This window comes from Chitinolyticbacter meiyuanensis (assembly GCF_008033135.1).
GTDB classification, from domain to species: Bacteria; Pseudomonadota; Gammaproteobacteria; order Burkholderiales; family Chitinibacteraceae; genus Chitinolyticbacter; species Chitinolyticbacter meiyuanensis.
The window spans coordinates 393,534-416,960 of sequence record NZ_CP041335.1; the positions used below are offsets into that span (position 1 = coordinate 393,534).

Consider the following 23,427-nt stretch of genomic DNA (forward strand, 5'->3'; position numbering starts at 1 on the left):
GGCGCGACTTTACCCCGCCTCGCCGCCCAGCCGGTAGTCCTGCCAGCGGTTGCGGCACGGTGCGCCCAGGCAATAACGGGCCAGGCCGCTGCCTGGATGGGCAACAGCACTCCAGAAGGTCGCCATGCCATCGACGTGGCCACAGACCGGCGCTTCATGCTCGGCGAGCAAGGTCTGCAGCGCGGCGAAGCTGGCTTCGGCGCCCAGCCCGCGTGGCGCCAGCGCCTGAAGCCGCTGCATCCGGGCCAGCGAGTTGGACCAGGACGGGCACAGCGCCACCATGTCCGGATCGAGGAAATGGTTGGTCATCACCAGTACGCCGTCCACCGGCGCGCGCACCGCGCGGCGTTGCGGGTGGACCTCGATCACGCAGGCATCCGAGGCATCGACCAGCAGATAGCTCTTGGCTTCCTTCACCGGCAGCCGTAGCAACGCGTTGCGCGCCTCGGACACGCTGGCGCAGTGTTCGAGCAGGTAGCGCACCAAGTGGTGGAAGGCGATGCCGACCGGTGCCGGGTCCGGGTGTTCGCCGGCGCCGTTGAACGAGACGAACAGGCCGTGCTGGTTCATCCCGTCAAAGCGGCCGCCAGCGAGGCCTTCATGCACGCCGATGTGGGCGTAGCCGGCGGCCGGCCGGGTCTCGATCAGGTGGCGGCGCGATTCGAAGTAGAAGAAATCGTAGTTGCGGCCGACCACCATGCCCAGCGGCGTGGCGACGGCGATGCCGCTGCAGCCACCGGTCACGCCCAGCGCGTAGTGCCACAGCGCATCGTCCGCCGCCATCCCGCTGGCCTCGGCATGGGCGTCGATCTCGGCGACCAGCGCTGGATAGTGCTCGGCAGTCAGCGCCCGGCAGTCACGCGCATAGCTGAGCTGTGCCAGTCTGGTGCCGTCATGGCCGAGTTCGGCAGGCGGGCGCAGCAGAACGCCCTGCGCGGCCATGGCAATGCCGAGTTCTGCTGGCGTGCCGGCGATGCGGTAATGGCGATAATCAGAGGCGCGCTCCGCGGCGAGGTTCTCGGCATCGATCTGCATGGCGCGCTCCGGCATTGGACTGCCGCTATTGTGTACGCCCGTGCTTGATCGTCCTTGCTGTTCGCGCTGTATGCGTGATTCGCACCTGCCCCAAATGGTTGCGGCTGGTCGCACGCTGGCGGACACCGTGGCCGCTTGGCGTGACTACGCGCCCACCTTCCTGCCCTTGCCGCACCCCAGCCCGCGCAACCCGCTGTGGCTGGCTCGCCGAAGCGGTGTTGCCCCAGCCGCGCCAGCGCATTGCCGGACTGGGCTGCACGCGCTGGCTGAGGCAGCTTCACCGCCCATCGCCACGCTGTAAGAATTTGATTGACCACAATAGTTGTAATTTGTACTATTCATCCATGAATCAAATGCCCCCCACCCCCCGCTGCTTCATTCCGGTCGAGGAAAAAATCGGTCGGGTATGCGCCCGCCTGCCGGGTGCCAACCCGCAGCATGTCACGCTGTCGCAGCTGTTCAAGCACATCCAGGGCCGCCTGCACGAACGCATGCATGCGGTGCTGCGCGAGCACAACCTGAACCCGGTGAGCTTCGTGGCGCTGACCATGCTGTACAGCGCGCCGGATACCGTGCTCAACCCGTCTGAGCTTGCCGATGCCACGGGTGAATCACGCGCCAACGTCACCCGCATCTGCGATGAGCTGGTGTCGCGCGGATTGCTGTCGCGCGAGCCGAACGCCGAGGATCGGCGTCGCATCGACCTGCGCATGGCCGAGGCCGGCGGTGAGCTGGTGCAGATGCTGCTGCCGCAATTGCAGCTGCGCGTGCATTCGGCCTACAACGTGCTGTCGCAGGACGAGAAGCTGCAGCTGGAAGCGCTGTTGAAAAAGGTGCTGGGCGCGCTGGAATAACGCGGCCCAAAGCGGTATCGGTCGATCTAGCTGGCCATGACGATGTGTTCCCCGGGACGGCTCCCCCATTCGCCGCACGGGGTTTCGTTTAACCATTTGGTTGAAAAATGAACTATCCAAAACACAACAAAATTCTGCTGTTGCTGGCTGCGGCCTTCGTGCTGGCCGGCTGCGCCGCGATACCAGACGATGCGCAGACCGTGGCGCGGCGCGATCTGGCCGGTACCGAGCTGGCGCAGGGCATCAAGCTGGCGCGCGAGGGCTGGCCCGAAGCGCAATGGTGGACCGCATGGCACGATGCGCAACTCGATGCGCTGATGGCGCGGGCGCTGAAGGAAGCGCCGACGCTGGCCAGCGCCCAGGCCCGCGTGCGCCAGGCCGAATCCAGCATGGCGCTGACCGACGCCGACGGCGGGCTGAATGCCACGCTCGACGCCTCGGTCGACCGCCAGTACCTGTCGGCCACTGGCCTGTTCCCGCCCCCGATCGGCGGCGAGTGGTACACCGATACCAAGGTGGGCCTGAACGCCAGCTACGAATTCGATTGGTGGGGCAAGCATCGCTCGCAGGTGGCTGCGTCGCTGGGCGAGATGAATGCCCGCCGTGCCGAGGAAAAGCAGGCTGAACTGACGTTGAGCGTTGCCGTGGCCCAGAGCTATTTCACGCTGCAGAGCGACCGCGCCCGGCTCGCCAGCCTGAAGGAGCGCCGTGCGCTGCAGGCCAAGCTGGTGGCAGGCCGCGCCCGCCGCGTGGCGCAGGGGCTGGAGCCGATGGCCAATCGCGCCCGTGAGGAAGGCCAGCTTGCCGCGTTCGATGCGCAGATCGCCACGCTGGAAGCCACGCTCGGCCGCCAGCATGAGGCGATCAGGGCGCTGGTGGGGGGCGGGGAGCTCGCCGAGCTGCAGACAGTGCAACCGCCGCACGCCAATCCGGCGCTGCCGGCCTCGCTCGGCAACGAGCTGCTGGCCCGCCGGCCGGATCTGCAGGCCGCGCGTTGGCGCGTGGAGAGCACGATCTCGAGCGAGGCAGCGCAGCAGGCGGCGTTCTACCCGACCGTCAGCATCGCCGGCTTTGCCGGGTTCGACACCATCACCACCGAGAAGCTGTTCGACTTCGCCAGCCGCCAGATCAACCTGATCCCGGCGATCAGCCTGCCGATCTTCGATGCCGGCCGGCTGCAGGCCAGGCTCGGCGGCAAGCGCGCCGATCGCGACGCGATGATTGCCGAATACAACCAGGCGGTGACCAATGCCGTGCGCGATATCGCGCAGGACGGCATCGCGCTGCAGGGTCTCGCCCGTGAGGAAAGCGCGCAGCAGCGCCAGCTGGCCGCGCAGCGCCAGGTGCTGGCGAGCGGCGAGGCGCAGTTCAAGCAAGGCCTGGTCGATCGCACCGCGGTGTGGTCCGCCACGCTGCCGGTACTGGCGCAGAACGACGCACTGATCCAGCTGAACCAACGCCAGCTCGATACCGAGCTGCAACTGATCAAGGCACTCGGCGGCGGATACCGCGCCGGGACCACCCAAGAATAATCGGAGCCACACCAGCATGAGCGAGCAACAAGCCACCGTTTCCAAGCAGCGCAAGCCGGCGCTGCTGATCCTCACCACGTTGTTCATCGCGGCCGGCATCGGCTATGCGGTGTACTGGGCGACTGTCGCCAGCAAGCGCGAAGTCACCGACAACGCCTACGTCGGCGGCAATCAGGTCACGCTGACCTCGCAGGTGAGCGGCAACGTCACCGAGATCCGCGCCGACGAGACCCAACTGGTGAAAGCCGGCGAAGACCTGGTGATGCTGGACCCGGCCGACGCCACCGTGGGGTTGCGCCAAGCCGAGGCCAAGCTCGGCGAGACGGTACGCGAGCTGAGGAAGCAGTACGCCAATACCGCGCAGTTCGAGACAGTGCTGCAGCAGCGCCGCACCGACCTGACCCGCGCCCGCGCCGATTACCAGCGCCGGGCGCCACTGGTTGCAGACCAACTGGTCGCGGCCGAGGAAGTGGCGCACGCCAAGGAGGCACTGACGAATGCCGAGCTGGCGGTCGATGTGGCGCAGAAGCAGCTGGACGCCTCGCGCGCCGGCATCGAGGGCGTGGACCTGATCCATCACCCCAGCGTGCTGGCCGCGAAATCCAACTTCGTGCAGGCCTGGCTCACCACGCGCCGCAACGCGTTGCCGGCGCCAGTGTCGGGCTACGTGGCCAAGCGCAGCGTGCAGGTGGGCAATCGCGTCACGCCGGGCACCGCGCTGATGAACATCGTGCCGCTCGATGCGCTGTGGGTGGATGCCAACTTCAAGGAATCCGAGCTCAAGCACATCCGCATCGGCCAGCCGGCCGTGCTGGTGGCCGATCTCTACGGCGGCGAGGTGGAATACCACGGCAAGGTGGTCGGCCTCGGCGCGGGCACCGGCAGCGCGTTCTCGCTGCTACCGGCGCAGAACGCCACCGGCAACTGGATCAAGGTGGTGCAGCGCGTGCCGGTGCGCATTGCGCTCGATCCGGCCGAGCTCACCGAGCATCCGCTGCGCATCGGCCTGTCGATGGAAGTGACGGTGGATACCCACGAGCGCGGTGGCCCGGTGCTGGCCACCCAGCCGGTCAGCCGGCCGCTGTTCACCACACGCGCGCTGGAGCAGCCGCTGCCGGAAGCCGAGCGTTTGGCTGATGACATCATCGCCCGCAACGCCGGCGCCAACCGCCACGGCTGAGCCCGGCCCCAGGCCCCCGCAGGTGCAGGGGCATTCCATCCTGCCTGATCACGAGGTTGCGTCATGAGCCAGACGGCCGCCGCTTCCCCCCCGCCCGCGCCGATCCGCGGGCTACAGCTGGTCCTGCTGACGTTGGCAGTGGCTTCGGCCACCTTCATGGAGGTGCTGGACACCACCATCGTCAACGTCTCGGTCTCGCATATCTCGGGCGACCTCGCGGTCAGCCCGACCCAGGGCACCTGGGCCATCAGCTCCTATGGCCTCGCCGCTGCCATCGCCGTGCCGATGACGGGCTGGCTGGCCAAGCGCTTTGGCGAGGTGCGGATGTTCACGCTGTCCGTGCTGCTGTTCACGGTGATGTCGGTGCTGTGCGGCTTCGCGCACAACCTGCCGACGCTGGTGTTCTTCCGCTTCATGCAGGGCCTGGTGTCCGGCCCCATGGTGCCGCTATCGCAGACGCTGCTGCTCGCCAACTATCCGCCGCAGAAGAAGGGCCTTGCGCTGGCGCTGTGGGCGATGACGGTGATCGTGGCGCCGATCTTCGGCCCGATGCTGGGTGGCTGGCTCACCGACAACTACAGCTGGCCGTGGATCTTCTACATCAACGTGCCAGTAGGCCTGTTGGCGGGCTTTGCCGCCTGGTCGCTGCTCAAGGGCCGCGAGACGCCCACGCAGAAGCTGCCGATCGACTACATCGGCCTCGCGCTGCTGTTCCTCGGGGTCGGCAGCCTGCAGCTGATGCTCGACAACGGCAACGACATGGACTGGTTCAGCTCCGGCTTCATCCTCACGCTGGCGGTGATCGCCGCGGTGGCGCTGTCGGTGCTGGTGGTGTGGGAGCTGACCGATCCGCATCCCATCGTCGACCTGTCGCTGTTCAAGAGCCGCAACTTCACCATCGGCGTGCTGGCGCTGTCGCTCGGCGTGTTCTGCTTCTTCGGCAGCACCGTGCTGTTCCCGCTGTGGCTGCAGACGGTGATGGGCTACACGGCCACCTGGTCCGGCCTGGCGGTGGCGCCAGTGGGCATCCTGGCCTTCTTCATCTCGCCCATCATCGGCAAGAACATCCAGCGGCTGGATCTGCGGCTGGTGTCGTCGTTTGCCTTCATGGTCTTCGCCGCCACCATGTTCTGGTTCGCCAGCTTCACGCTGGAAACGGCGTTCGACCAGATCATCATCCCGCGTTTGCTGCAGGGCATCGGCGTGGCCTGCTTCTTCGTGCCGGTGAACCAGATCGTGCTGTCGGGCCTGCCGGTATCGCGGCTGGCGGCGGCCTCCGGCCTGGCGAACTTCTTCCGCACCATCGCCGGCAGCTTCGCCACCGCGATCGCCGTGTTCACCTGGGATCACCGCGCCACCTTCCACCATGCGCGGCTGACCGAGCATGTGACCAGCGGCGATCCGGCCACCGTCGATTACGTGGCGCGGCTGCACCAGCTCGGCCTGCCGGGCGATACCGCCTATGCGCAGATCGACAAGGTGATCGGACAGCAGGCCTTCCAGATCGCCACCACCGAGGTGTTCTGGGGGCTGGGTGTGATCTTCGTATTGCTGATGGCCATCGTCTGGCTCGCCAAGCCGCCGTTTGGCAGCGTCGGTGGTGCCGGCGGGCACTGATGGCAAAACGACAAACAAGCCGCCCAACGGGCGGCTTTGTTGCATCCACATGTCGTGTGCACGGGCGTACACTGGACAGCCATCAAAACTGATGTTAAGAAAGCGCTTTCATGACGAACGGAAGAATTTAGCGTGCATACGGTCGCTGTCTTTGTCGCCGCTCTGGTGGTGTTGCTGCACCTCTATTTCATGGTGCTCGAAATGTTCTACTGGACGCGGCCATTGGGGCGGCGGGTGTTCCGGCTGAACGAGGAGTTCGCCTACCAGAGCCGCCTGCTGGCGGCCAACCAGGGCCTGTACAACGGCTTCCTCGCCATTGGCCTTGCCTGGGGGCTGGCGATGGGGCCGGCCGGTCACGGCATCCAGCTGTTCTTCCTCGGTTGCGTGATCTGCGCCGGCGTGTTCGGCGCCGCCACGGTCGGCCGCCGCATCCTGTGGGTACAGGCGGCTCCGGCCACCGCGGCATTGCTGCTGCTGTTGGCCACCCGCTAGGCGCTGGCCGGCTCGGCTGCTGCACCAGCCACATCGGGCAGGCAGCCCAGTCCGCGCAAGGTGGTGGCCACCGCCAGATCCAGCGGCGTGCGCGGCTCGGCGCCCAGCGTGGCAACCAGCTTGTCGTTGGCAAGGCGCAGGCTATGGCGCCAGTAGGGCTGGATCTCGCGTAACTCGCGCATCAGCGGCACCACCGGTGCCAGCGCACGCACCAGCCACCAGGGGAAACGGCGCCAAGCCAGGTCCGGCCGGCTGCTGGCGCGGATGATCGCCCCCACCAGTTGCTCGCCATCCCCATCCCAGTGCCCGGCTATCTGGTAGACGGCATGGTCGTCGAGCGCATCGCCCAGTTCGACCAGGCGCAGCATGATTTCGGCCACATCGGGCAGGTAGGCCCACTGGTGACCGACGGTGCCGAGCAGATTCACCGCACCGATCGGTTGCCCCGGCGTGATCAAGCCCTGGGCAAACCAGCTGTTGCGGCTGCGTGGACCGAAGTAGTCGCCGGCCCGCACAATCAGCGTTCGTGCCCGGCCTTGCGCCGCCGCCTGCTGCAGCCGGCTTTCCAGCATCACGCGGATCTCGCCCTTGCGGGTATCCGGGTCTTGCGGCGTGGCCTCGGTGATCACGCGGTCACCGGCCGCGTAGTTGTAGACGGTACCCGGCAATACGATGCGCGCCCCATTCGCTTCGGCGGCGGCGATGGTGTTGGCTATCATCGGCAACACCCACTGTCCCCAGTTGCGATAGCCCGGGGGATTGACCGCATGCACGATCAGCGCACTGCCTGCAGCGGCACGCAACACATCGTCGCGGTTCAGCGCGTCGCCGGCGTGCCAGCGGATGCCGTTGTCCGGCCGACTGGCCGCAATGCGTGTCAGCGCGTGAACCTGCCAGCCGCGTGCCAGCAGCTTGGCCGCCACTTCCCCGCCGATGCCACCGGTTGCGCCCAGTACCAATGCCTGTTTTGCCATGTTCTGTCTCCGAGGATGTGCCGCGCCGTGGCGGCGGGATGGCTGCACTGTGCGCTCGTCACCGCCAAAACAGAATTGCCTATCCAGGCATGGTTGATATACAAAAATGCATGACCTTCATCGACCCCCCCTGGGATCTCTACCGCACACTGCTGGCCGTGCTCGAGCACGGCTCGCTCTCCGCCGCCGCCCGTGCGCTGGGGCTGGCCCAGCCAACGGTAGGCCGGCAGATCGAGGCACTGGAAACACAACTGGGCTTGCCGCTGTTCACCCGCTCGCAGACGGGGTTGCTGCCCACCGACGCCGCACGCGCATTACGGCCGCACACCGAGGCAATGCGTGCCAGCGCCGCGGCGCTGTTACGGCTGGCGCAGGGCAGTGCCGACGAGGTACGCGGCGCGGTGCGGATCACCGCGGCGGAGATGGTCGGTATTGAATTGCTACCGCCGCTGTTGGCCACGCTGCGCGAACAGCACGCCGAGCTCGTGCTGGAACTGGTGCTGTCGGACCAGCTGCAGAACCTGCTGCAGCGCGACGCCGACATCGCGGTGCGGATGAGCCCACCAACGCAGGATGCCCTGCTGGCGCAGAAGGTGGGGACGGTGGGACTGGGGCTGTATGCGCACCGCGACTACGCCCAACGCCATGGCTTGCCGCAGCGCCTGGACGAACTGGCGCAACACGCGCTGATCGGCTTCGATACCGAGCTGCCGTATATCCGCCGGCTACGCGAGCGGCTGGCGCTGCCAATCGACCGCGACGACTTCGCCGTGCGCAGCGACAACACCTTGGCGCAACTCGCGCTGCTGCGCGCCGGCTTCGGCATCGCCTTCTGCCATCACGGCATCGCCGCGCGCGACCCGGCCCTGCTGCCGGTGCTGGCGCAGGACTTCGGCTTTGGGCTGGATACCTGGGTGTTGATGCACGAGGATCTGCGCGGTAGCCGGCGCCATCGGGTGGTGTTCGATGCGCTGGCGGAGGGCCTGCGCGCGCATCTGGCCAGGCCGTGAGCGCTATTTCTCCGCGCGTACGCCGAGCTTGGCCTTGCCGCTGCTGCGATCGATGTGCAGCACCAGGCGCTTGGCACCGCAGACATTGACGTCAGCAGCGTAGACCGGCTCGATCAGTTCGAGAAATTCGAACTTCATGTCGATCAGGCAATCGACCGGTTGCTTGATCTTCACGTTGACTGCTTGGCCCGTCTCCAGATCGTCGGATTCGCCCAATAAAGGAATCCACTCATCGCTGGTGCCTGGTCGCCGGTATTCGGCCTTCATCACGATGTTCTTCAGCGTGTTCTTGAGTTCCAGCGACAGCTCCGCAGGCTTGGCCGAGCCGCGTTGCCAGTCGCGCATGAAGTTCAACGCACCAAGGCGGTTTTCCTGGCGGGTGCTCTTAGGGTAGTCATCCTTGCAGGAGACGCTGACACGCATCCTGTCACTCAGATCGTTGCCCAGCCAGTCGTAGAGCGCATTGTCGATCTCTTTCTGCGCACGGCCATCCCAGCGCACGAAGGCGCTGGTGAAACCGGCGCCACCACTGCCGTCGCCGCAGTCGCGGGAAAAGCGCATCACCCAATACCCTTCGGGAACGACCTTGGTGACGGCAAGAATCTGATAGTCGTAGCCGTACGGTGTGCCCAGGCCGCTGACATCGGTGACGAACAGCAGAAACTGCCGCTCCAGCCGCTCGGTCTTCACCGTGTAGCCGTAGTGTGGTGTTTGCGGATTCTCCCAGGCGGCCGGCGCGGCCAGGCCCTGGGTGGTCCAGAGCAGGCACAGGGCGGCAAGGCTGGCGGATCGGATCATCGTTGCCTCGGGCATCAGCTAAGCTGTGGCAGTGTACGAAGCCGCCGGTCTGGCGTCGACGGCCTCGTCGCCAGCGGCGTGTGCTCTGCCACAGTGCGGGCTCAGTCCGCTGCCGTCACCACGCGGATCTCGACACCGTCCAGCGTCACCACCTGGCCGGCGCGGATCTTGTTGGTCTTGCGCAGCTCCTGCACGCCGTCGACCGAGACGGCGCCACTGGCGACCAGCGCCTTGCCGGCGCCGCCGCTGTCGGCCACACCGGCGAGTTTCAACAGGTCGCACAGCGCGATGTAGTCCTGGTACAGCTGGATTTCGAGGATTTGCATATCGGTGTTCCTGGAATCTGGGTGGGATGTTTATGCCGTCATGGCGCGAGCAACGGCTTCGGCGATCTCGATGCCGTCCACACCGGCCGACAGGATGCCGCCAGCGTAGCCGGCACCTTCGCCCGCAGGAAACAGGCCCTTCACGTTGAGGCTCTGCAGCGTATCGCGGTCGCGGGTGATGCGCAGCGGCGAGCTGGTGCGCGTTTCCACGCCGGTCAGCAGCGCGTCGTGCATGCTGTAACCGCGGATCTGTCGCTCGAACGCGGGCAGCGCCTCGCGCATCGCGGTGATGGCGTAGTCCGGCAGCGCCAGCGCCAGATCGGTCAGTGTCACGCCTGGCGTATACGACGGCGCGACCGAGCCGAAGTCTTTCGATGGCTTGCCAGCAAGGAAATCGCCGACCAGCTGGGCGGGGGCGTTGTAGTCGCCGCCACCGAGCTCGAACGCGCGCGATTCGAGCTGGCGCTGGAATTCGATGCCGGCCAGCACGCCACCGGGATAATCATCCGGCGTGATGCCGACGACGAAGCCGGCATTGGCGTTGCGCTCGTTGCGCGAGTACTGGCTCATGCCGTTGGTGACCACGCGGTTCGGCTCGCTGGTGGCGGCGACCACGGTGCCGCCGGGGCACATGCAGAAGCTGTAGACGGAGCGGCCGTTGCTGGCGTGGTGCACCAGCTTGTAATCGGCGGCGCCGAGGATGGGGTTGCCGGCCGACGGGCCAAAGCGCGCGGCGTCGATCACCGATTGCGGGTGCTCGATGCGGAAGCCGACCGAGAACGGCTTGGCCTCCATGAACACGCCGTGGCCGTGCAGCATCTCGAAGGTATCGCGCGCGCTGTGGCCCAGCGCCAGCACCACGTGATCCGATTCGATCACGCTGCCGTCGGCCAGCTTCACCCCGCGCAGCTGCAAGCCGTCGCCGGATTTTTCCAGCAGCAGGTCGTCCACCTTGTGATTGAAGCGGATCTCGCCACCGAGGGCGACGATCTTGGTGCGCATCTCCTCGATCATGCTCACCAGGCGGAAGGTGCCGATGTGCGGCTTGCTCACATATTCGATCTCCGGCGGCGCCCCGGCGGCAACGAACTCCTTCAACACCTTGCGGCCGAGAAAGCGCGGATCGCGGATCTGGCTGTAGAGCTTGCCGTCCGAAAAGGTGCCGGCGCCGCCTTCACCGAACTGCACATTGGAATCCGGATTGAGCTCGCGCTTGCGCCACAGCCCCCACGTATCCTTGGTGCGCTCGCGCACCGCCTTGCCGCGTTCGAGCACGATGGGGTTGAAGCCCATCTCGGCAAGGATCAGCGCGGCAAACAGGCCACAGGGGCCGAAGCCGACCACCAGCGGGCGTTTGGCCGGCGGGGAAGCCAGCTGCGCGACATGGCGGTAGCCCATGTCCGGCGTGGTGCTGACGCAGCGGTCGGCTTCGAAGCGCTTCAGCAGCGCGGCTTCATGCTTTACTTCGGCATCTACCGTGTAGACCAAAAGGATGGCGGCCTTCTTGCGGGCATCGTAGGCGCGCTGGAACACGGTGAAGTTGAGCAGGTCTGCTGGTTTGATGCCGAGCTTCTTGATGACGGCGGCTGGGAGTTCTTCTTCGGTGTGGGTGAGGGGGAGCTTGATTTCGGTGACGCGGATCATGGTGTGGGTCCTGGTGGCTTGTTACGCCACAAATTGACGGGATTGCTGGTGGTGCTGTGCCGACGCGGTGGTGTTTGCGGCGGCTGGTTGTTTTGTTTGCTTAGCGCCTTCGGCGCGGGTGTTTACATGCCGGTTCCGCCCGGCGGACGGGTTCATTTCTTTTGCTTCGCCAAAAGAAACGAACCAAAGAAAAGGCGACCCCTGCCTTACGGCCCTCCGGGCTGCCCTCAGTCGGTCGCGAGCCTAGGTCTCGCTCCACTCCTTCGGCGCTTGGCAAAGGGGAGGAAAACCATGTGCCGGCTCTTGTACCAAGGCGTGACGCCGCTGTACACCCAGTGAGCCCCGGAGCGTGCGTTGCCCGGCTTCCGAGGAGGCATTTGGGGTGAGGTGAGCGCTACGTGTTATGCAAAGTGCAAGACTGAACCCCGGCTACATGTTAGTGCGAATGACCTAGAAGACTATCTCGAATTTCCTCTGGAATTAAGAGGTTGGTCCCAATTGATTCAAGTGTCGAGTTTTCTAGTGGAAAATCAGGGGTCAATCCCTTGTTTTTAAGCGACCCCCCGTTTGGAAGCTGCCACTCTGCAGGGTCTTTCCCATTTGAATCTATGGCCGTCATTCCTGCTGTCTTTTTTCCTGCGATTTTTGCTCTGCCATGTGACTGCAATCCTGCAACAACGAGCTCCGCACTGCCTGCGGTTTTTTCGTCTACCAGGGTTAAAAGCGGAAGGGTTTTTAAGTAATTAGGAACGTCAGAAAGAAAATCGATTTTTATTTCATCTTTTTGATAGAATTTTTTCCCGGTTTTGATGATGAAAGTGCTGTTGTTTTGTTTTAATTCGGCAATTTTTAAGTCGGCTTCCATGAATACAGAGGCCAACCCCGATGATTCGTATATCAGCCCCCCCGAGTTGCCTCGAACGTCGAGGACAATGAATTCTGGGGCGAAGGTTGGTAGTTTTTGCAGTTGATACCCTAGGTCTCGAGTCAATCCACGATAGATTTTTCTGATCTTTATGCTCAAAACAGCATTGTCTTCTGAGTGGGATATCTGAATGGATTCTTTTGCGGAATTGAGGGAAAATTTAACGGGAACATATAACTTCGCGTCAACGGGGTCCCCGGTTTTTGTTCGAGCAGGCGAAAACCTAGCATTCATAACTGCAGTCTTAGCTGCTTCATCTAGTGCGGCGTACCCAGATGTTTTTGAGACTCTAATATCCTTTGGTTCGCCATTTTTTGAAACGATCAGAGAAACCAAAACGCTTCCTTCTTCATGGTTCTCTATAGAGGTTTTTGGATACTTTACCTGCAGCCCGGTTGGGAGTTGCGTATGATCCGGAGTTGCGTCCTGAGCGCTGGCAAAACGGGCAATGGCAATGACGGCAAAAGAGATGAATAGCAGTTTACGCATCGCAAATTAGACGATAGTTATCTTTGAGTATAGGGAAATTAGGGTCAGACCACGCATAAAGTCACGAAGCCTCGTTTGCTTTTACACAAATGCGGGCACATGGTTTTCCTCCCCTTTGCCAAGCGCCGAGGGAGTGGAGCGAGACCTTAGGCTCGCGACCGACTGAGGGTAGCCCGGAGGGCCGTAAGGCAGGGGTCGCCTTTTCTTTGGTTCGTTTCTTTTGGCGAAGCAAAAGAAATGAACCCGTCCGCCGGGCGGAACCGGCATCAACCCCCGCGCCGCAGGCGCTACCCGCAGCCTTCGCTCTATCTCAACCGACGCGCAACCCGCGTCACTCACTACCCCTCCCGCTTATTCGCTTCCGCCGCCTCCACCTTCCGCTGCACCTTCTCCTGCCGCCGCCGCTCCGCCACATCCGATACCTCTCCACCAATATGCTGCTCCCCGCGAGCCTGCGCCAAACGCACCTGGCGTTCGCGCTCGATAAAGGCCTGCAGCTGCTCCGGGCTGTGCTGGTCGTGGCAGTGCGGGCAGCTTACGCCGGCGCGGTAATGCGGGCTGCGCTTGTCGGCCTCGGTGATCGGTAAGCGGCAGGCATGGCACAGGTCGTACTGGCCCTTCTGCAGGTGATGGTCCACCGAGACGCGGCCGTCGAACACGAAGCATTCGCCCTCCCACATCGTCTCTTCGGCCGGTACGTCTTCCAGGTATTGCAGGATGCCACCTTCCAGGTGGTAGACCTCGGTAAAGCCCTGCTCCTTCAAATACGCGGTCGATTTCTCGCAGCGGATGCCGCCGGTGCAGAACATCGCCACGCGCTTGTGCTGCTGGGGATCGAGGTGCTGCTGCACATAGGCGGGGAATTCGCGGAAGCTGTCGGTCTTGGGATTGATCGCGCCCTTGAAGGTGCCGATCTGCACTTCGTAATCGTTGCGGGTATCGACCAACAGCACGTCCGGCTGCGAGATCAGCGCGTTCCAATCCTTGGGCTTCACGTAGGTGCCGACCACGCGTTGCGGATCGATCCCTTCCACGCCCATGGTGACGATTTCCTTTTTCAGCTTCACCTTGGTGCGGTTGAACGGCTGGGCGTCGTCATAGGAGAGCTTGTACGAGATCTCGCCCACGCGCGGGTTCAGCCAGGCCAGCATCGCATCGATCGCGGCCTGGCTGCCGGCCACGGTGCCGTTGATGCCCTCCGAAGCGAGCAGCAGCGTGCCGCGGATGCCATGCGCGTCGAGCAGGTCTTGCAGCGGGGCGCGCAGGTCGGCGAAAGCGGGCAGGGCAACGAATTTGTAGAGGGCGCAGACGGTGATGCGGGACATCGCTATTCCTCGGAGCCAGGCATTGGCTCAATCAACGGGAGGGCTTCCCGTGTAAAAACAAGGAATTATGCCGGCAAGCGCGGCGGCTTGCCAGCCTGCCTTTCGCGTGCCGCCTAGGTCAGGAACACCGTGGCAAGGCCGAGGAAGATGAAGAAACCCATGCTGTCGGTGCTGGCGGTGAGCAGCACGCTGGAGCCATAGGCCGGGTCGCGGCCGAGCTTTTGCATCGTCATCGGCACGATGATGGCGACGAGGGCGGCGACTTGCAGATTGAGCACCATGGCGCTCATCATCACGGCGCCAAGCGCGATCTGGCCGTACAGCGCCCAGGCGATCAGCCCCAGCACCGCGCCCCACAACGTGCCGTTCAACAGGGCGATGCCGAGCTCCTTGATCACCAGCCGGCGCGCGTTGCTGGCGGTGATCTGGCCCAGCGCCAGACCCCGGATGATCAGCGTCATCGTCTGGGTGCCGGTATTGCCGCCGATGCCGGAGACGATGGGCATCAGCGTGGCGAGCGCGACGAGGTGGGCGATGGTGGCCTCGAATGCGCCGATCACCCGGCTGGCGAGGAAGGCGGTGCAGATGTTGAGCGCCAGCCATGGCCCGCGGTTCTTGGCCGATTTCCAGATGCTGGAGAACAGATCCTCTTCTTTCAGGCCGGCGAAGGACAGCACATCCGATTCGTCGCGGATCACGTCGACCATGGCATCGACGGTGAGGCGGCCGACCACGCGGTGGTTGCTGTCGAGCACCGGCGCCGATACCAGGTCGTAGCGCTCGAAGGCGTGTGCGGCATCGTCGGCGCGGCCATCCGGCGAGAACACCACCACGTCGCGCGCCATCACTTCGGCCACCTGGCGCTGCGGTGCGTTCACCAGCAAGCGCTTCAGCGACAGCACGCCCTTGAGCGCGCGCTCGCGGTCGATCACGAACAGCTTGTCGGTGTGCTCCGGCAGATCGCCCAGCCGGCGCAGGTAGCGCAGCACCGCCTCCAGCGAGACATCCTCGCGCACCGTCACCATGTCGAAGTCCATGATGGCGCCAACCTCGTGCTCGCGGTACGACAGCGCGCTCTGCACCTGGGCACGCTCGTCCTCGTCCAGCCCGCCCATGACCTCGGACAGCACGTGTTCGGGCAGATCGGGCGCGAGGTCGGCCAGTTCGTCGGCATCGAGCTGGCCGGCGGCGGCGACGATCTCGTGGCTTTCCATCGCGGCGAGCAGCGATTCGCGCACCGCGTCGGACACTTCCAGCAGGATTTCGCCATCGCGCTCGGTGCGCACCAGCTCCCACACCGTGAGCCGGTCAGGCAGCGGCAGCGCTTCCAGCAGGTCGGCAATGTCGGCCGGGTGCAGCCGTTCCAGCTTGATCGACAGCTCGGCGAGGTTCTGCTTGTGCACCAGCTTCTCGACCAGCTCGTGCTTGTGCATGTCCTGCTTGTGCACCATGCCCTCGACCAGCTTGTGCCGCGCCAACAGGCGCTGCACCTGGGCCAGCGTGTCCTGGAAGTTTTCCTGCGTCTTGCGGGGCGTGGTGGTCATGGCGTCTTGCGCTCTGCTGTCGGGCTGGAGGCGGCCTGTTCCGGCCGTACGGCGGGCCGGCAAGGCTGTCCGCGTGGCAGCCTAGCACGGCTGTGTGACATGAATGAACGGTAACAAAGCGCTTCATCCGGATTCACTTATAATCGCGCGGCCCGCTCCATCCCCCCGCTGTCCGAGGTGCCCCATGCTTGCAGCATTCGTCCTGGCCGAAGGCCGTCTGCGCCAGATCCCGGTGACGACCGCGGCCGACCTCGCTCAGCCTGCGGTGGTATGGGTGGACCTGGTCGATCCCACCGACGAGGAGCGCGAGCTGGTGCAGGCCGTGTTCCGCGTCGAGCTGCCGGAAGACGAGGACCTCGAGGACATCGAGGAATCCGCCCGCTGCTACGTGGACCATGCCGGGCTGCACATCAATTCCTACTTCCTGCACCAGGACAGCGACGGCGCCGACAACGTGACGGTGGCCTTCCACCTGAACCGCGGCCGGCTCCTCACCATGCGCCAGGAGGAGCTGGCGGTGTTCCGGCTGTTCCGCCTGCGTGCCCGGGTACAGAGCGGTTTTGTCGAGACGGCCGAGGACATCCTGCTTTCCATCTACGCGATCTCGGTGGAATACGACGCCGACGTGCTCGAAGGCATCTACACCGCGCTCGATCAGGTGAGCCAGGAAGTGCTCAAGCGCTCGGACGAGATCAACGACGAGAAGATGGGCGAGACGCTGGCCCACATCGCCAAGCAGGAAGACGTGAACGGCAAGGTGCGGCTCGACCTGATGGATACCCGCCGTGCGCTCTCGTTCCTGCTGCGCAGCCGCGTGCTCGATCGCGAGCAGGAGAACGACCTGCGCGAGATCCTGCGCGATCTGGAATCCCTGAACAACCACACCGGCTTCCTGTTCGAGAAGATCAACTTCCTGATGGATGCGGTGATGGGCCTGATCAACCTGGCGCAGAACAAGATCATCAAGATCTTCTCCATCGCCAGCGTGGTGTTCCTGCCGCCGACCATGATCGCCAGCGTGTATGGCATGAACTTCGACCTGATGCCGGAGCTGCACTGGCAGGGCGGCTACCCGCTCGCCATTGGCCTGATGGTGTGCTCGGGCATCGCGCCGTACTGGTTCTTCAAGCGCAAGGGCTGGCTGTAAGCGCTCAGTGCTGTTCGCCGGTGCCGTGCTGGTCGGTGATCACGTAGCGATTCTTGCCGGCGCGCTTGGCCACGTACATCGCCGCATCGGCCCGATCCAGCAGTTCATCGACCTTGGTGGGCTCGCCCGGCAGGTGCAACGCAATGCCGATGCTGGTGGTCAGCCGCACCGACTCGCCCCCTTCGAGCACGATCGGCTGCTGCATCGCATTGGCCACCTTGTCCGCGACCAGCACCGCATCGTGGCGGGCGCTGGTCACGTCTTCCAGCAGGATGGTGAATTCGTCGCCGCCCAGGCGTGCCACGGTATCGGTGGCACGCACGCTGGCGGTGAGGCGCCGGGCGAATTCGCGCAGCACCTCGTCGCCGGCGTCGTGGCCATGGCGGTCGTTCACGCCCTTGAAGCCATCGAGGTCGAGGAACATCAGCACCAAGGGCTTGCCGTGGCGTTGCTGGCGGGCAATGGCTTCGGTGACGCGCTTCATGATGGCGCGACGGTTGGGCAGGCCGGTCAGCGTATCCTCCTGTGCCATCCGCTCCATCGTGGCCTGCGCAGTCTTCTGCGCGGTGATGTCGTAGCCGAGCACGTAGTAGCCGTCGCCGGCGATCTCCGGCACCGGCACCAGGCTGATCTCGACATGGCGGCCGTCGCGTAGCGTCTCGAACTGGACGCGCTGGCCGGCGAGCACCCGGTCCACATAGGGGTCGAGGTGTTCGCGCTCGCCCCAGATCTCGCGCATGTGGCGCCCGGCCAGATGCAGGTAGCGCACGCCGAACCAGTCGCCATAGGTGGCGTTGTTGAAGCGATAGACCATGTCCGGGCCCACATGCGCGATCAGGCCGGGGATGTTGTCGGTCAGCGAGCGCAGCTGGTTGCGGGTGTGCTTCACCTCGTTCAGTGCGCCCTGCAGCGCGGCGTTGGTCTGGTTCAGCACGGCGGTGCGCTCGGCCACCCGGGCTTCGAGCTCGACATTGAGCCGGGCTAGGTTTTCCTGTGCCTCCTTGCGCGCCTGGATGTCCTCGACCACCACGATGAAGTAAGGCTCCTCGTACTTGGGGCTGGCCATCGAAACCGTGACATGGAACCAGTGGCGCCGCTGCCCTGCGAGATGAAACTGCAGGTCGAGCTGGAAGCCCGATTGCACGCCAGCCTGCATCCGGTCGGCCGCGGCGCGCACACGGGCAAGATCGTCGTCGCCAAGGAAGTTGCTGAAGTCCATCTCCTGCAGCACTTCGGCGCTGTAGCCCAGCAGCTCGCACAGCCGCTGGTTGGCACGCAGCCAGTGCGCGCCGGGCGTGACGTGCGCGATGCCGACGGCGGCCTGCTCGAAGGTGGCGCGAAATTGCGCCTCGCGCCGGGCGCGCTCAGCCTCCAGCGCGTTCTGCGTCGCCCGGGCCACGCAGCCGACCTCGCGCGCATGCAGCTCCTCCTCGACCAGACCGGCGAGATCGGCCAGCGTGTCGCGCTCGGTCGCGGAGAGTCGGCGCGGTACCCGGTCGATCACGCACAGCGTACCGAGGCGCACGCCTTCCAAGGATTTGAGCGGGTAACCAGCATAGAAGCGCACATACGGCGGGCCGGTCACCACCGGGTTGTCGCGGAACAGCGAGTCCTGGGTGGCGTCCGGGATCTCCATCAGCTCGCGCCCGAGGATGGCATGGCCGCAGAACGAGACCTGCCGTGGGGTCTGCCGCTCCGCCAGGCCCTGGCAGGACTTGAACCACTGCCGGTCCTCGTCGATCAGCGTCACCAGCGCGATCGGCACCTGCAGCATGCGCGCAGCCAGCCGGGTGATGCGGTCGAAGGCTTCCTCCGGCGGGCTGTCCAGCAGTTCCAGCTGCTGCAGGATGGCAAGGCGGCGGTCTTCGTCGGCAGGCTTGGGGGCGGCAGGCAAGGCGGGTCTCCGGGCAACAGCATTCATCATAAGCAGACGCTGCAAGCCCTGCCCAACCGGATCAACCCGCCTCGTCCACCCGCACCGTGGTCTCGCGCCAACCCTGCGCCGGCTGCGTCCAGAACCGCTCCAGCGATTCGACGGTCACCGTGCGGATGCGGTCGGAGAACCGCAGCTCGTTCGGGTGATCGTCGAACGCCACATTGGCCTTGAACACCCGCCCGCCCAGCCGGGTGAGCGTGCGCAGCTTGAGCTCGGTCGGCTGATAGCCGGCCAGCTTCAACCAGCTCTGCGCTGCCTCGCGGTTGTCGAGCCGGAGCTCGCGCGATTGCACGGTGGCCACCGTTTCCAGCAGCCACTGGTTGGAGTTCTGGTAGCGCAGCGAATACGGGTAGGCCACCACGCTGTAGGCCGGCTGATGCAGTGCGCGCAACGCCAATGGGTCCTGCAGCCGGGCCTTGAGCGCCGCCGCGGTGGCTGCCGGCGGGATCAGCACTGCAGCCTGCGGCGCGTGGATGCCGTTGAGAAAGAAGTTGCCGAGGCCCTGCGCCCACAGGTCCGAATGTGCGGTGCCGCAGTCATTCAGCAAGTGCACCACCCGCCACGGTGCGCCGGGTGCGCTGCGCCAGACCACGCCGGCGTGCGAGTAGAACAACCCGTATTTCGACAAATCCTGGCCGACACGGGCGACGACCGCCACATCGCTGCCGCTGGCATCGAGCCGTGCCTGTACCGCTTCGGCGAGCGCCAGCCCGGTACGGGCTTCGGCCAGTGTCATCGGCGCGGTCTCGCAGCTCTGCCCGGCTATGGCGGTACCGGCTGCGGCCAGCAGCAATCCGCCGCAGGCGGCCTTCATTGCGCTGCTCCGGCAATGCGGGCTTCATACAGCAGCGCCTCGCCGAGCGCGTTCGGGATGAAGGCCAGCACCTTGCCCGACGCCACCAGCAACGTGCCGCTGGTCTCGCTGACTGCCTGCACGGTTTTGCCAATGACGATGCCCGATTGCTCGAACACGCTGCGGGCGACGGTGACCGATGCCTTGCCGCTGGCCTTTACCGGCTGCAGCAGCAGCGTGACGGTATCGACGCCGGCGTCGACGATGCCGGTGACGACAAAGGCCGAACCCATCGCGGCGAACGATACGGTGCCGCTGACCGGATCGCCGGCTTCGCTGGCAAGCGACGGCGCCAGCACGATGGACATGGTGCCAACCGAGAGTTTGTCCGATGGCGAGCCATGGCCGGACGGATCGGGCCCGTGAGCATAGGCTGTGGCGCTGGCCAGGCAGACGATGGCAAATAGATGGCGCATTCCCTGTTCCCCCAATGCGGGCCGGTCGGCTTGGCGACATCCGCTTGGCGTCAACCGGCTGCGGCTATACTGGCGCACTGCCGCCGGGCTCGAATTGCCGCCGGCATTTTTTACGTACCGCCTGCCAAGTTCGTCACATGCCGTTACATGCGCTCGCCGCTTTCTTCCTGGTGCTTGTCTGGTCGACCACGGCGCTTGCCATCAACTGGAGCGTTGCCGGCGTACCCTATCCGCTGGCGCTGCTGTCGCGCTTCGCCGTAGCCGCCCTGGCAGGCTTCGCGCTGCTTGGCCTGGCGCGGCGTCCGTGGCGCATGTCGCGGCGGCTGGGCCGGGTGTGGCTGTTCAGCGGGCTGGGCACCAGCGCGTCGATGCTGTGCAGCTACTGGGCCTCGCAATACATCGCCTCCGGCATCGTCGCCGTGGTGTTCGGGCTGATCCCGCTTGCCACCGCGCTGTTCGCTCGCTGGTGGCTGGCTGAACGGTTGGACCGCCATGAGCTCGTCGGTATCGCACTCGGTGTGGCGGGGCTCGCCACGCTGTTCTCCGAACACCTGCATTTCGACGCCAGTGGAATACCCGGCCTTGCCGCGTTGCTGCTGGCCGTGGCGCTGCAATCGGCAGTCGCGGTCAGGCTGAAGGCCGAGGCGGCCGCGCTCGATCCCTTCGCAGTGAATGCCGGCGCGCTGACGGTGTGCGCGGTGGTGACCGGCATCGCCTGGCTGGCCCATGGGGCACCGCTGGCAAGCGGTCCAGTCGATGCCCGCGCGCTCGCCGCCATTGGCTATCTGTCGCTGATCGGCTCGGTGTTGGGCTTCGGCGTGTATTACTGGCTGATCCGCGAATGCCGCCCAGGCCAGGTGGCGGTGCTGTCGCTGGTGTCGCCGGCCGCCGCGCTGTGGCTGGGCCATGCGCTCAACGCCGAAGCCGTCTCCGCGCGAGTGCTGGCGGGTACCGGGCTGATCCTGGCCGGGCTGGTGCTGCACCAGCGCAACCAGCTGCTGCGCCGTTGAATGCGTCGCCCCGAATAAAAACGGCGCCCCGTGGGGCGCCGTCGAGTTGGAGCCAGGCTCCGCTTACTTGGTATTGTCGATCACGATCTGGCCGTTGAATTTCACCTGGCCGCGGAACATGTAGTCGACGCACTGCTTGTAGTCGCCGGTGTTGGCAAGGCTGAACGGCATCTGGTAATCGACCAGCTGGCAGGCCCACGATACGCCGCCCGGGTTGTTGGCGTTGTAGCCCCAGTTCTTGTCCAGATAGGCCTTGGTGGCGGCAGCCGAACCAGGCTGGAAGCCCTTCATCGATGCGCAACCGAGCTGCTCGTTGGCCGGGATGGTCACGCCCATCTCGCGGGCGAACTCGCGGTAGGCCGCGATGCGGTTCAGTACCTGTTGCTTCTCGGTACCGCCGCCGCACTCGATGCCACCGTTGATGATGTGCACGGTAGCGCCGAAGCCCGGGCTCATGTTGTTGGCCACGTCGACCGCGTTCGGCACCCAGGTGCCGTCGACCACCCAGGTCATCGGCGGCTTGGGCGATTGCGGATAGACCGCAAACCAGATGGCCGAGGCGAAGTTCAGCCAGGTGTCCGCTACGCGGCCCGGGTTGTCCAGCAGCACGTTGGCATCACCGTACAGCGACTTGCTGAACGGGCCGTAGTTGTAGTTCCACGACAGCTGCTTGGAGCCACGGCCGAAGTAGTCGATGTTCTGGCCCGAGGCGTTTTGTGCGCACGGATAGAAGATAGAGAAGATCGAGCTGCCGGCACCGCGGAAGCAATCCTGGTAGGCGCCGACGGCCGAGCCTTCGTTGTAGCCGTTCTCACGCAGGTACCACAGCGCCTGCTTGTAGGTCGGGATGGCGGTGTTCTGGTCCATCGTCGCCAGCACGGCGTTGTTCTGCGCCGGGTAGGTGCGGGCGGTGGCCGGAGTCAGCGCCGGCCAGTTGGCACCGGTTTCCTGGGTAAAGTGGGCGAACGAGGTGGCCAGCAGCTTGCGGCAGATGGCGTCGGCGTCGCGGCCGTCGCTGTAGTTGTCGCAATAGGCCGGGAACTTGGCCACGCCACGCAGGAAGTTGACGTAGGTGTAGGCGACGTTGCGCACCGGGAAGAAGCTGTCGAACTTGGCTTCGCCCAACACGCGCTCGACGCGCTTCACGTTGTCCGGGTTGGCAGCGCGGCCCGGGACGACGGCATTGACGTCGGCATCGGGCAGCACGCGCAGCGCGGCGCGGATACGGGCGATGGCGCCGGCATCGGTGCCGGCCTGGGCGGCAAGCGCGTTCTCGGCAGCGGTGAACTGGGCGTCGCTCGGATAACCGGCCGGCGCGGCGATGAAGGTCACTTGCGGCTTGTAGCTGGCAACCGGACCAGGTGTCGGGGTCGGCACAGCCGGTGTCGGCGTCGGGGTGGCGACGACCGGGGTCGGGGTAGCCGTGGGCTTGGGTGTCGGGGTCGCCGTCACCGGAGTGGGGGTGGGCGTGGCGACAACAGGGGTCGGCGTGGCGGTTGGCTTCGGCGTCGGAGTAGCGACGACCGGCGTCGGCGTGGCCGAGGTGCCGCCGCAGCTGCCGAGATCCTTCCAGACGCCCCAGGCACCCGATTGCGCCGGGTTGTCGTTGTTGGTCCACCACTGGGCTTCGTAATTGCGACCGTTGTAGGTCACGCGCTGGCCGCCGGTGTACACGGTGCCGGAAACCCAGTTCGGATAGCAGCTCGCGCTGACCGGGGTCGGTGTCGCGGCCACCGGCGTGGGCGTTGCAGCAACCGGAGTCGGCGTGGCGGGGCGGGGCGTGGGTGTCGCAGCGACCGGGGTAGGCGTGGCCGGAACCGGGGTTGCGGTCGGCGTACCCGTGCTGGTACCGAGCGATTTCCACAGCGTCGGCGTGGCGGCCGGGTTCCAGTTGGCGCCGACGTAGGCGGTATGGGTGACCTGGGCTTCGTAATCGACGCCGTTGTAGGTCACCTTGGTGCCGGCGGTGTAGGTGGTGCCTTCTTGCCAGGCCGCATAGGCGTGGGCCAGCGAGGCGGGCAGTACAACCGGGCCGAGCGTGCCGAATGCAATCAGGCACGCCCCGGCAAGCTTGCGCATGCGCAGGGTGTTCATCGCTCCAATCCTTCTCTTATGGTTTTTGATGCGCGGCACCCGTGCGGGATATGCCGCTTGCGGGCTCATCATAACGCAGGCCTGTAAGAAAAAAACTGTCACTACAAAATGGCAGTGGCCCCAAGAGGGTGTGCTGGCTGCATCGCACGCACCAATGCAAGCAAAATCGCGGCACCGATCTTTCACAACTCCGGCAACCGGGGCGGTGCAATCCGTTTGTCGTTGA

21 protein-coding genes are annotated in these 23,427 nt (G+C 65.2%); 9 read left to right on the forward strand and 12 right to left on the reverse strand.

The features are described 5' to 3' along the window. Positions 1–9: 9 nt before the first annotated feature. The gene (locus tag FLM21_RS01760) at positions 10–1,035 is read right to left on the reverse strand and encodes a C45 family autoproteolytic acyltransferase/hydrolase (RefSeq protein WP_187360044.1); all 1,026 of its coding nucleotides are present in this window, start codon (positions 1,033–1,035) and stop codon (positions 10–12) included. 70 nt (positions 1,036–1,105) lie between these two features. On the opposite strand from FLM21_RS01760, the gene FLM21_RS21040 reads away from it, so the two are divergent. The 6 genes from FLM21_RS21040 (at position 1,106) to FLM21_RS01790 (ending at position 6,710) form a co-directional block, all read left to right on the forward strand. Further along, the gene (locus FLM21_RS21040) at positions 1,106–1,336 is read left to right on the forward strand and encodes a uracil-DNA glycosylase family protein (protein ID WP_222846746.1); all 231 of its coding nucleotides are present in this window, start codon (positions 1,106–1,108) and stop codon (positions 1,334–1,336) included. Positions 1,337–1,388: 52 nt separating this feature from the next. Then, positions 1,389–1,889, forward strand: coding sequence for a MarR family transcriptional regulator (locus FLM21_RS01770; RefSeq protein ID WP_187360045.1), 501 nt, complete (start codon positions 1,389–1,391; stop codon positions 1,887–1,889). A gap of 107 nt (positions 1,890–1,996) precedes the next feature. After that, positions 1,997–3,421 carry an efflux transporter outer membrane subunit gene (locus tag FLM21_RS01775; protein WP_148713922.1) on the forward strand — a complete coding sequence of 475 codons (1,425 nt, stop codon included), beginning with the start codon at positions 1,997–1,999 and terminating at the stop codon, positions 3,419–3,421. A gap of 16 nt (positions 3,422–3,437) precedes the next feature. Then, positions 3,438–4,601 (forward strand): HlyD family secretion protein, encoded by a 1,164-nt coding sequence (locus tag FLM21_RS01780; RefSeq protein ID WP_148713923.1) that lies wholly within the window; start codon positions 3,438–3,440, stop codon positions 4,599–4,601. A gap of 63 nt (positions 4,602–4,664) precedes the next feature. Continuing rightward, positions 4,665–6,218 carry a DHA2 family efflux MFS transporter permease subunit gene (locus FLM21_RS01785; RefSeq protein WP_148713924.1) on the forward strand — a complete coding sequence of 518 codons (1,554 nt, stop codon included), beginning with the start codon at positions 4,665–4,667 and terminating at the stop codon, positions 6,216–6,218. 132 nt (positions 6,219–6,350) lie between these two features. After that, complete coding sequence (locus tag FLM21_RS01790; RefSeq protein WP_148713925.1) at positions 6,351–6,710, forward strand: DUF1304 domain-containing protein; 360 nt, start codon at positions 6,351–6,353, stop codon at positions 6,708–6,710. On the opposite strand, the gene FLM21_RS01795 is transcribed toward FLM21_RS01790, so the two are convergent. After that, on the reverse strand, positions 6,707–7,684 hold the full coding sequence (locus tag FLM21_RS01795; RefSeq protein ID WP_148713926.1) for an NAD-dependent epimerase/dehydratase family protein: 978 nt from the start codon (positions 7,682–7,684) through the stop codon (positions 6,707–6,709). The two genes, FLM21_RS01790 and FLM21_RS01795, sit on opposite strands and share 4 nt — an antisense overlap. Before the next feature lie 110 nt (positions 7,685–7,794). Between FLM21_RS01795 and FLM21_RS01800 the strand changes: the two genes are divergently transcribed. Beyond that, complete coding sequence (locus tag FLM21_RS01800) at positions 7,795–8,694, forward strand: LysR family transcriptional regulator (RefSeq protein ID WP_148713927.1); 900 nt, start codon at positions 7,795–7,797, stop codon at positions 8,692–8,694. Between the two features lie 3 nt (positions 8,695–8,697). Here FLM21_RS01800 and FLM21_RS01805 read toward each other — a convergent pair whose 3' ends face one another. The 6 genes from FLM21_RS01805 to mgtE form a co-directional block, all read right to left on the reverse strand. Next, on the reverse strand, positions 8,698–9,492 hold the full coding sequence (locus FLM21_RS01805) for a hypothetical protein (RefSeq protein WP_148713928.1): 795 nt from the start codon (positions 9,490–9,492) through the stop codon (positions 8,698–8,700). A 101-nt stretch (positions 9,493–9,593) separates the two neighbouring features. Then, complete coding sequence (locus FLM21_RS01810) at positions 9,594–9,818, reverse strand: RNA-binding S4 domain-containing protein (RefSeq protein ID WP_148713929.1); 225 nt, start codon at positions 9,816–9,818, stop codon at positions 9,594–9,596. A gap of 30 nt (positions 9,819–9,848) precedes the next feature. Continuing rightward, the gene (locus tag FLM21_RS01815) at positions 9,849–11,462 is read right to left on the reverse strand and encodes an NAD(P)/FAD-dependent oxidoreductase (RefSeq protein ID WP_148713930.1); all 1,614 of its coding nucleotides are present in this window, start codon (positions 11,460–11,462) and stop codon (positions 9,849–9,851) included. Between the two features lie 436 nt (positions 11,463–11,898). Further along, complete coding sequence (locus FLM21_RS01820; protein WP_148713931.1) at positions 11,899–12,876, reverse strand: TonB family protein; 978 nt, start codon at positions 12,874–12,876, stop codon at positions 11,899–11,901. A 338-nt stretch (positions 12,877–13,214) separates the two neighbouring features. After that, positions 13,215–14,201: an oxygen-dependent tRNA uridine(34) hydroxylase TrhO gene (gene trhO / locus FLM21_RS01825; RefSeq protein WP_148713932.1), complete on the reverse strand. Its 987-nt coding sequence runs from the start codon at positions 14,199–14,201 to the stop codon at positions 13,215–13,217. Between the two features lie 113 nt (positions 14,202–14,314). Next, positions 14,315–15,745 carry a magnesium transporter gene (gene mgtE / locus FLM21_RS01830; protein WP_148713933.1) on the reverse strand — a complete coding sequence of 477 codons (1,431 nt, stop codon included), beginning with the start codon at positions 15,743–15,745 and terminating at the stop codon, positions 14,315–14,317. A gap of 184 nt (positions 15,746–15,929) precedes the next feature. Between mgtE and corA the strand changes: the two genes are divergently transcribed. Next, entirely contained in the window at positions 15,930–16,892 is a 963-nt protein-coding gene (corA, locus tag FLM21_RS01835; protein WP_148713934.1) for a magnesium/cobalt transporter CorA, read from the forward strand. Between the two features lie 4 nt (positions 16,893–16,896). Here the strand turns inward: corA and FLM21_RS01840 are convergent, their stop codons facing one another. The 3 genes from FLM21_RS01840 to FLM21_RS01850 all read right to left on the reverse strand — a co-directional run bounded on the left by FLM21_RS01840 (position 16,897) and on the right by FLM21_RS01850 (position 20,097). Further along, a complete protein-coding gene (locus FLM21_RS01840; protein WP_187360046.1) occupies positions 16,897–18,786 on the reverse strand; it encodes a bifunctional diguanylate cyclase/phosphodiesterase in 1,890 nt (629 codons plus the stop codon). A gap of 61 nt (positions 18,787–18,847) precedes the next feature. Then, complete coding sequence (locus tag FLM21_RS01845; protein WP_148713936.1) at positions 18,848–19,642, reverse strand: DUF2145 domain-containing protein; 795 nt, start codon at positions 19,640–19,642, stop codon at positions 18,848–18,850. Beyond that, positions 19,639–20,097: a hypothetical protein gene (locus FLM21_RS01850; RefSeq protein ID WP_187360047.1), complete on the reverse strand. Its 459-nt coding sequence runs from the start codon at positions 20,095–20,097 to the stop codon at positions 19,639–19,641. The genes FLM21_RS01845 and FLM21_RS01850 overlap by 4 nt, the downstream gene beginning before the upstream one ends. Before the next feature lie 137 nt (positions 20,098–20,234). Between FLM21_RS01850 and FLM21_RS01855 the strand changes: the two genes are divergently transcribed. Then, on the forward strand, positions 20,235–21,107 hold the full coding sequence (locus FLM21_RS01855; RefSeq protein WP_187360048.1) for a DMT family transporter: 873 nt from the start codon (positions 20,235–20,237) through the stop codon (positions 21,105–21,107). A 63-nt stretch (positions 21,108–21,170) separates the two neighbouring features. Here the strand turns inward: FLM21_RS01855 and FLM21_RS21045 are convergent, their stop codons facing one another. Further along, a complete protein-coding gene (locus FLM21_RS21045) occupies positions 21,171–23,201 on the reverse strand; it encodes a glycoside hydrolase family 19 protein (RefSeq protein WP_222846747.1) in 2,031 nt (676 codons plus the stop codon). Between the last annotated feature and the right edge of the window lie 226 nt (positions 23,202–23,427).

Coding starts and splice junctions, on each gene's coding strand:
- FLM21_RS01850 (WP_187360047.1), bottom strand. CDS start 20,097: ATGCGCCATCTATTTGCCATCGTCTGCCTGGCCAGCGCCACAGCCTAT.
- FLM21_RS21045 (WP_222846747.1), bottom strand. CDS start 23,201: ATGAACACCCTGCGCATGCGCAAGCTTGCCGGGGCGTGCCTGATTGCA.
- FLM21_RS01800 (WP_148713927.1), top strand. CDS start 7,795: ATGACCTTCATCGACCCCCCCTGGGATCTCTACCGCACACTGCTGGCC.
- FLM21_RS01855 (WP_187360048.1), top strand. CDS start 20,235: ATGCCGTTACATGCGCTCGCCGCTTTCTTCCTGGTGCTTGTCTGGTCG.
- FLM21_RS01805 (WP_148713928.1), bottom strand. CDS start 9,492: ATGATCCGATCCGCCAGCCTTGCCGCCCTGTGCCTGCTCTGGACCACC.
- FLM21_RS01770 (WP_187360045.1), top strand. CDS start 1,389: ATGCCCCCCACCCCCCGCTGCTTCATTCCGGTCGAGGAAAAAATCGGT.
- FLM21_RS01780 (WP_148713923.1), top strand. CDS start 3,438: ATGAGCGAGCAACAAGCCACCGTTTCCAAGCAGCGCAAGCCGGCGCTG.
- FLM21_RS01795 (WP_148713926.1), bottom strand. CDS start 7,684: ATGGCAAAACAGGCATTGGTACTGGGCGCAACCGGTGGCATCGGCGGG.
- corA (WP_148713934.1), top strand. CDS start 15,930: ATGCTTGCAGCATTCGTCCTGGCCGAAGGCCGTCTGCGCCAGATCCCG.
- FLM21_RS01810 (WP_148713929.1), bottom strand. CDS start 9,818: ATGCAAATCCTCGAAATCCAGCTGTACCAGGACTACATCGCGCTGTGC.
- FLM21_RS01820 (WP_148713931.1), bottom strand. CDS start 12,876: ATGCGTAAACTGCTATTCATCTCTTTTGCCGTCATTGCCATTGCCCGT.
- FLM21_RS01775 (WP_148713922.1), top strand. CDS start 1,997: ATGAACTATCCAAAACACAACAAAATTCTGCTGTTGCTGGCTGCGGCC.
- trhO (WP_148713932.1), bottom strand. CDS start 14,201: ATGTCCCGCATCACCGTCTGCGCCCTCTACAAATTCGTTGCCCTGCCC.
- FLM21_RS01760 (WP_187360044.1), bottom strand. CDS start 1,035: ATGCAGATCGATGCCGAGAACCTCGCCGCGGAGCGCGCCTCTGATTAT.
- FLM21_RS01815 (WP_148713930.1), bottom strand. CDS start 11,462: ATGATCCGCGTCACCGAAATCAAGCTCCCCCTCACCCACACCGAAGAA.
- FLM21_RS01845 (WP_148713936.1), bottom strand. CDS start 19,642: ATGAAGGCCGCCTGCGGCGGATTGCTGCTGGCCGCAGCCGGTACCGCC.
- FLM21_RS21040 (WP_222846746.1), top strand. CDS start 1,106: ATGCGTGATTCGCACCTGCCCCAAATGGTTGCGGCTGGTCGCACGCTG.
- FLM21_RS01785 (WP_148713924.1), top strand. CDS start 4,665: ATGAGCCAGACGGCCGCCGCTTCCCCCCCGCCCGCGCCGATCCGCGGG.
- mgtE (WP_148713933.1), bottom strand. CDS start 15,745: ATGACCACCACGCCCCGCAAGACGCAGGAAAACTTCCAGGACACGCTG.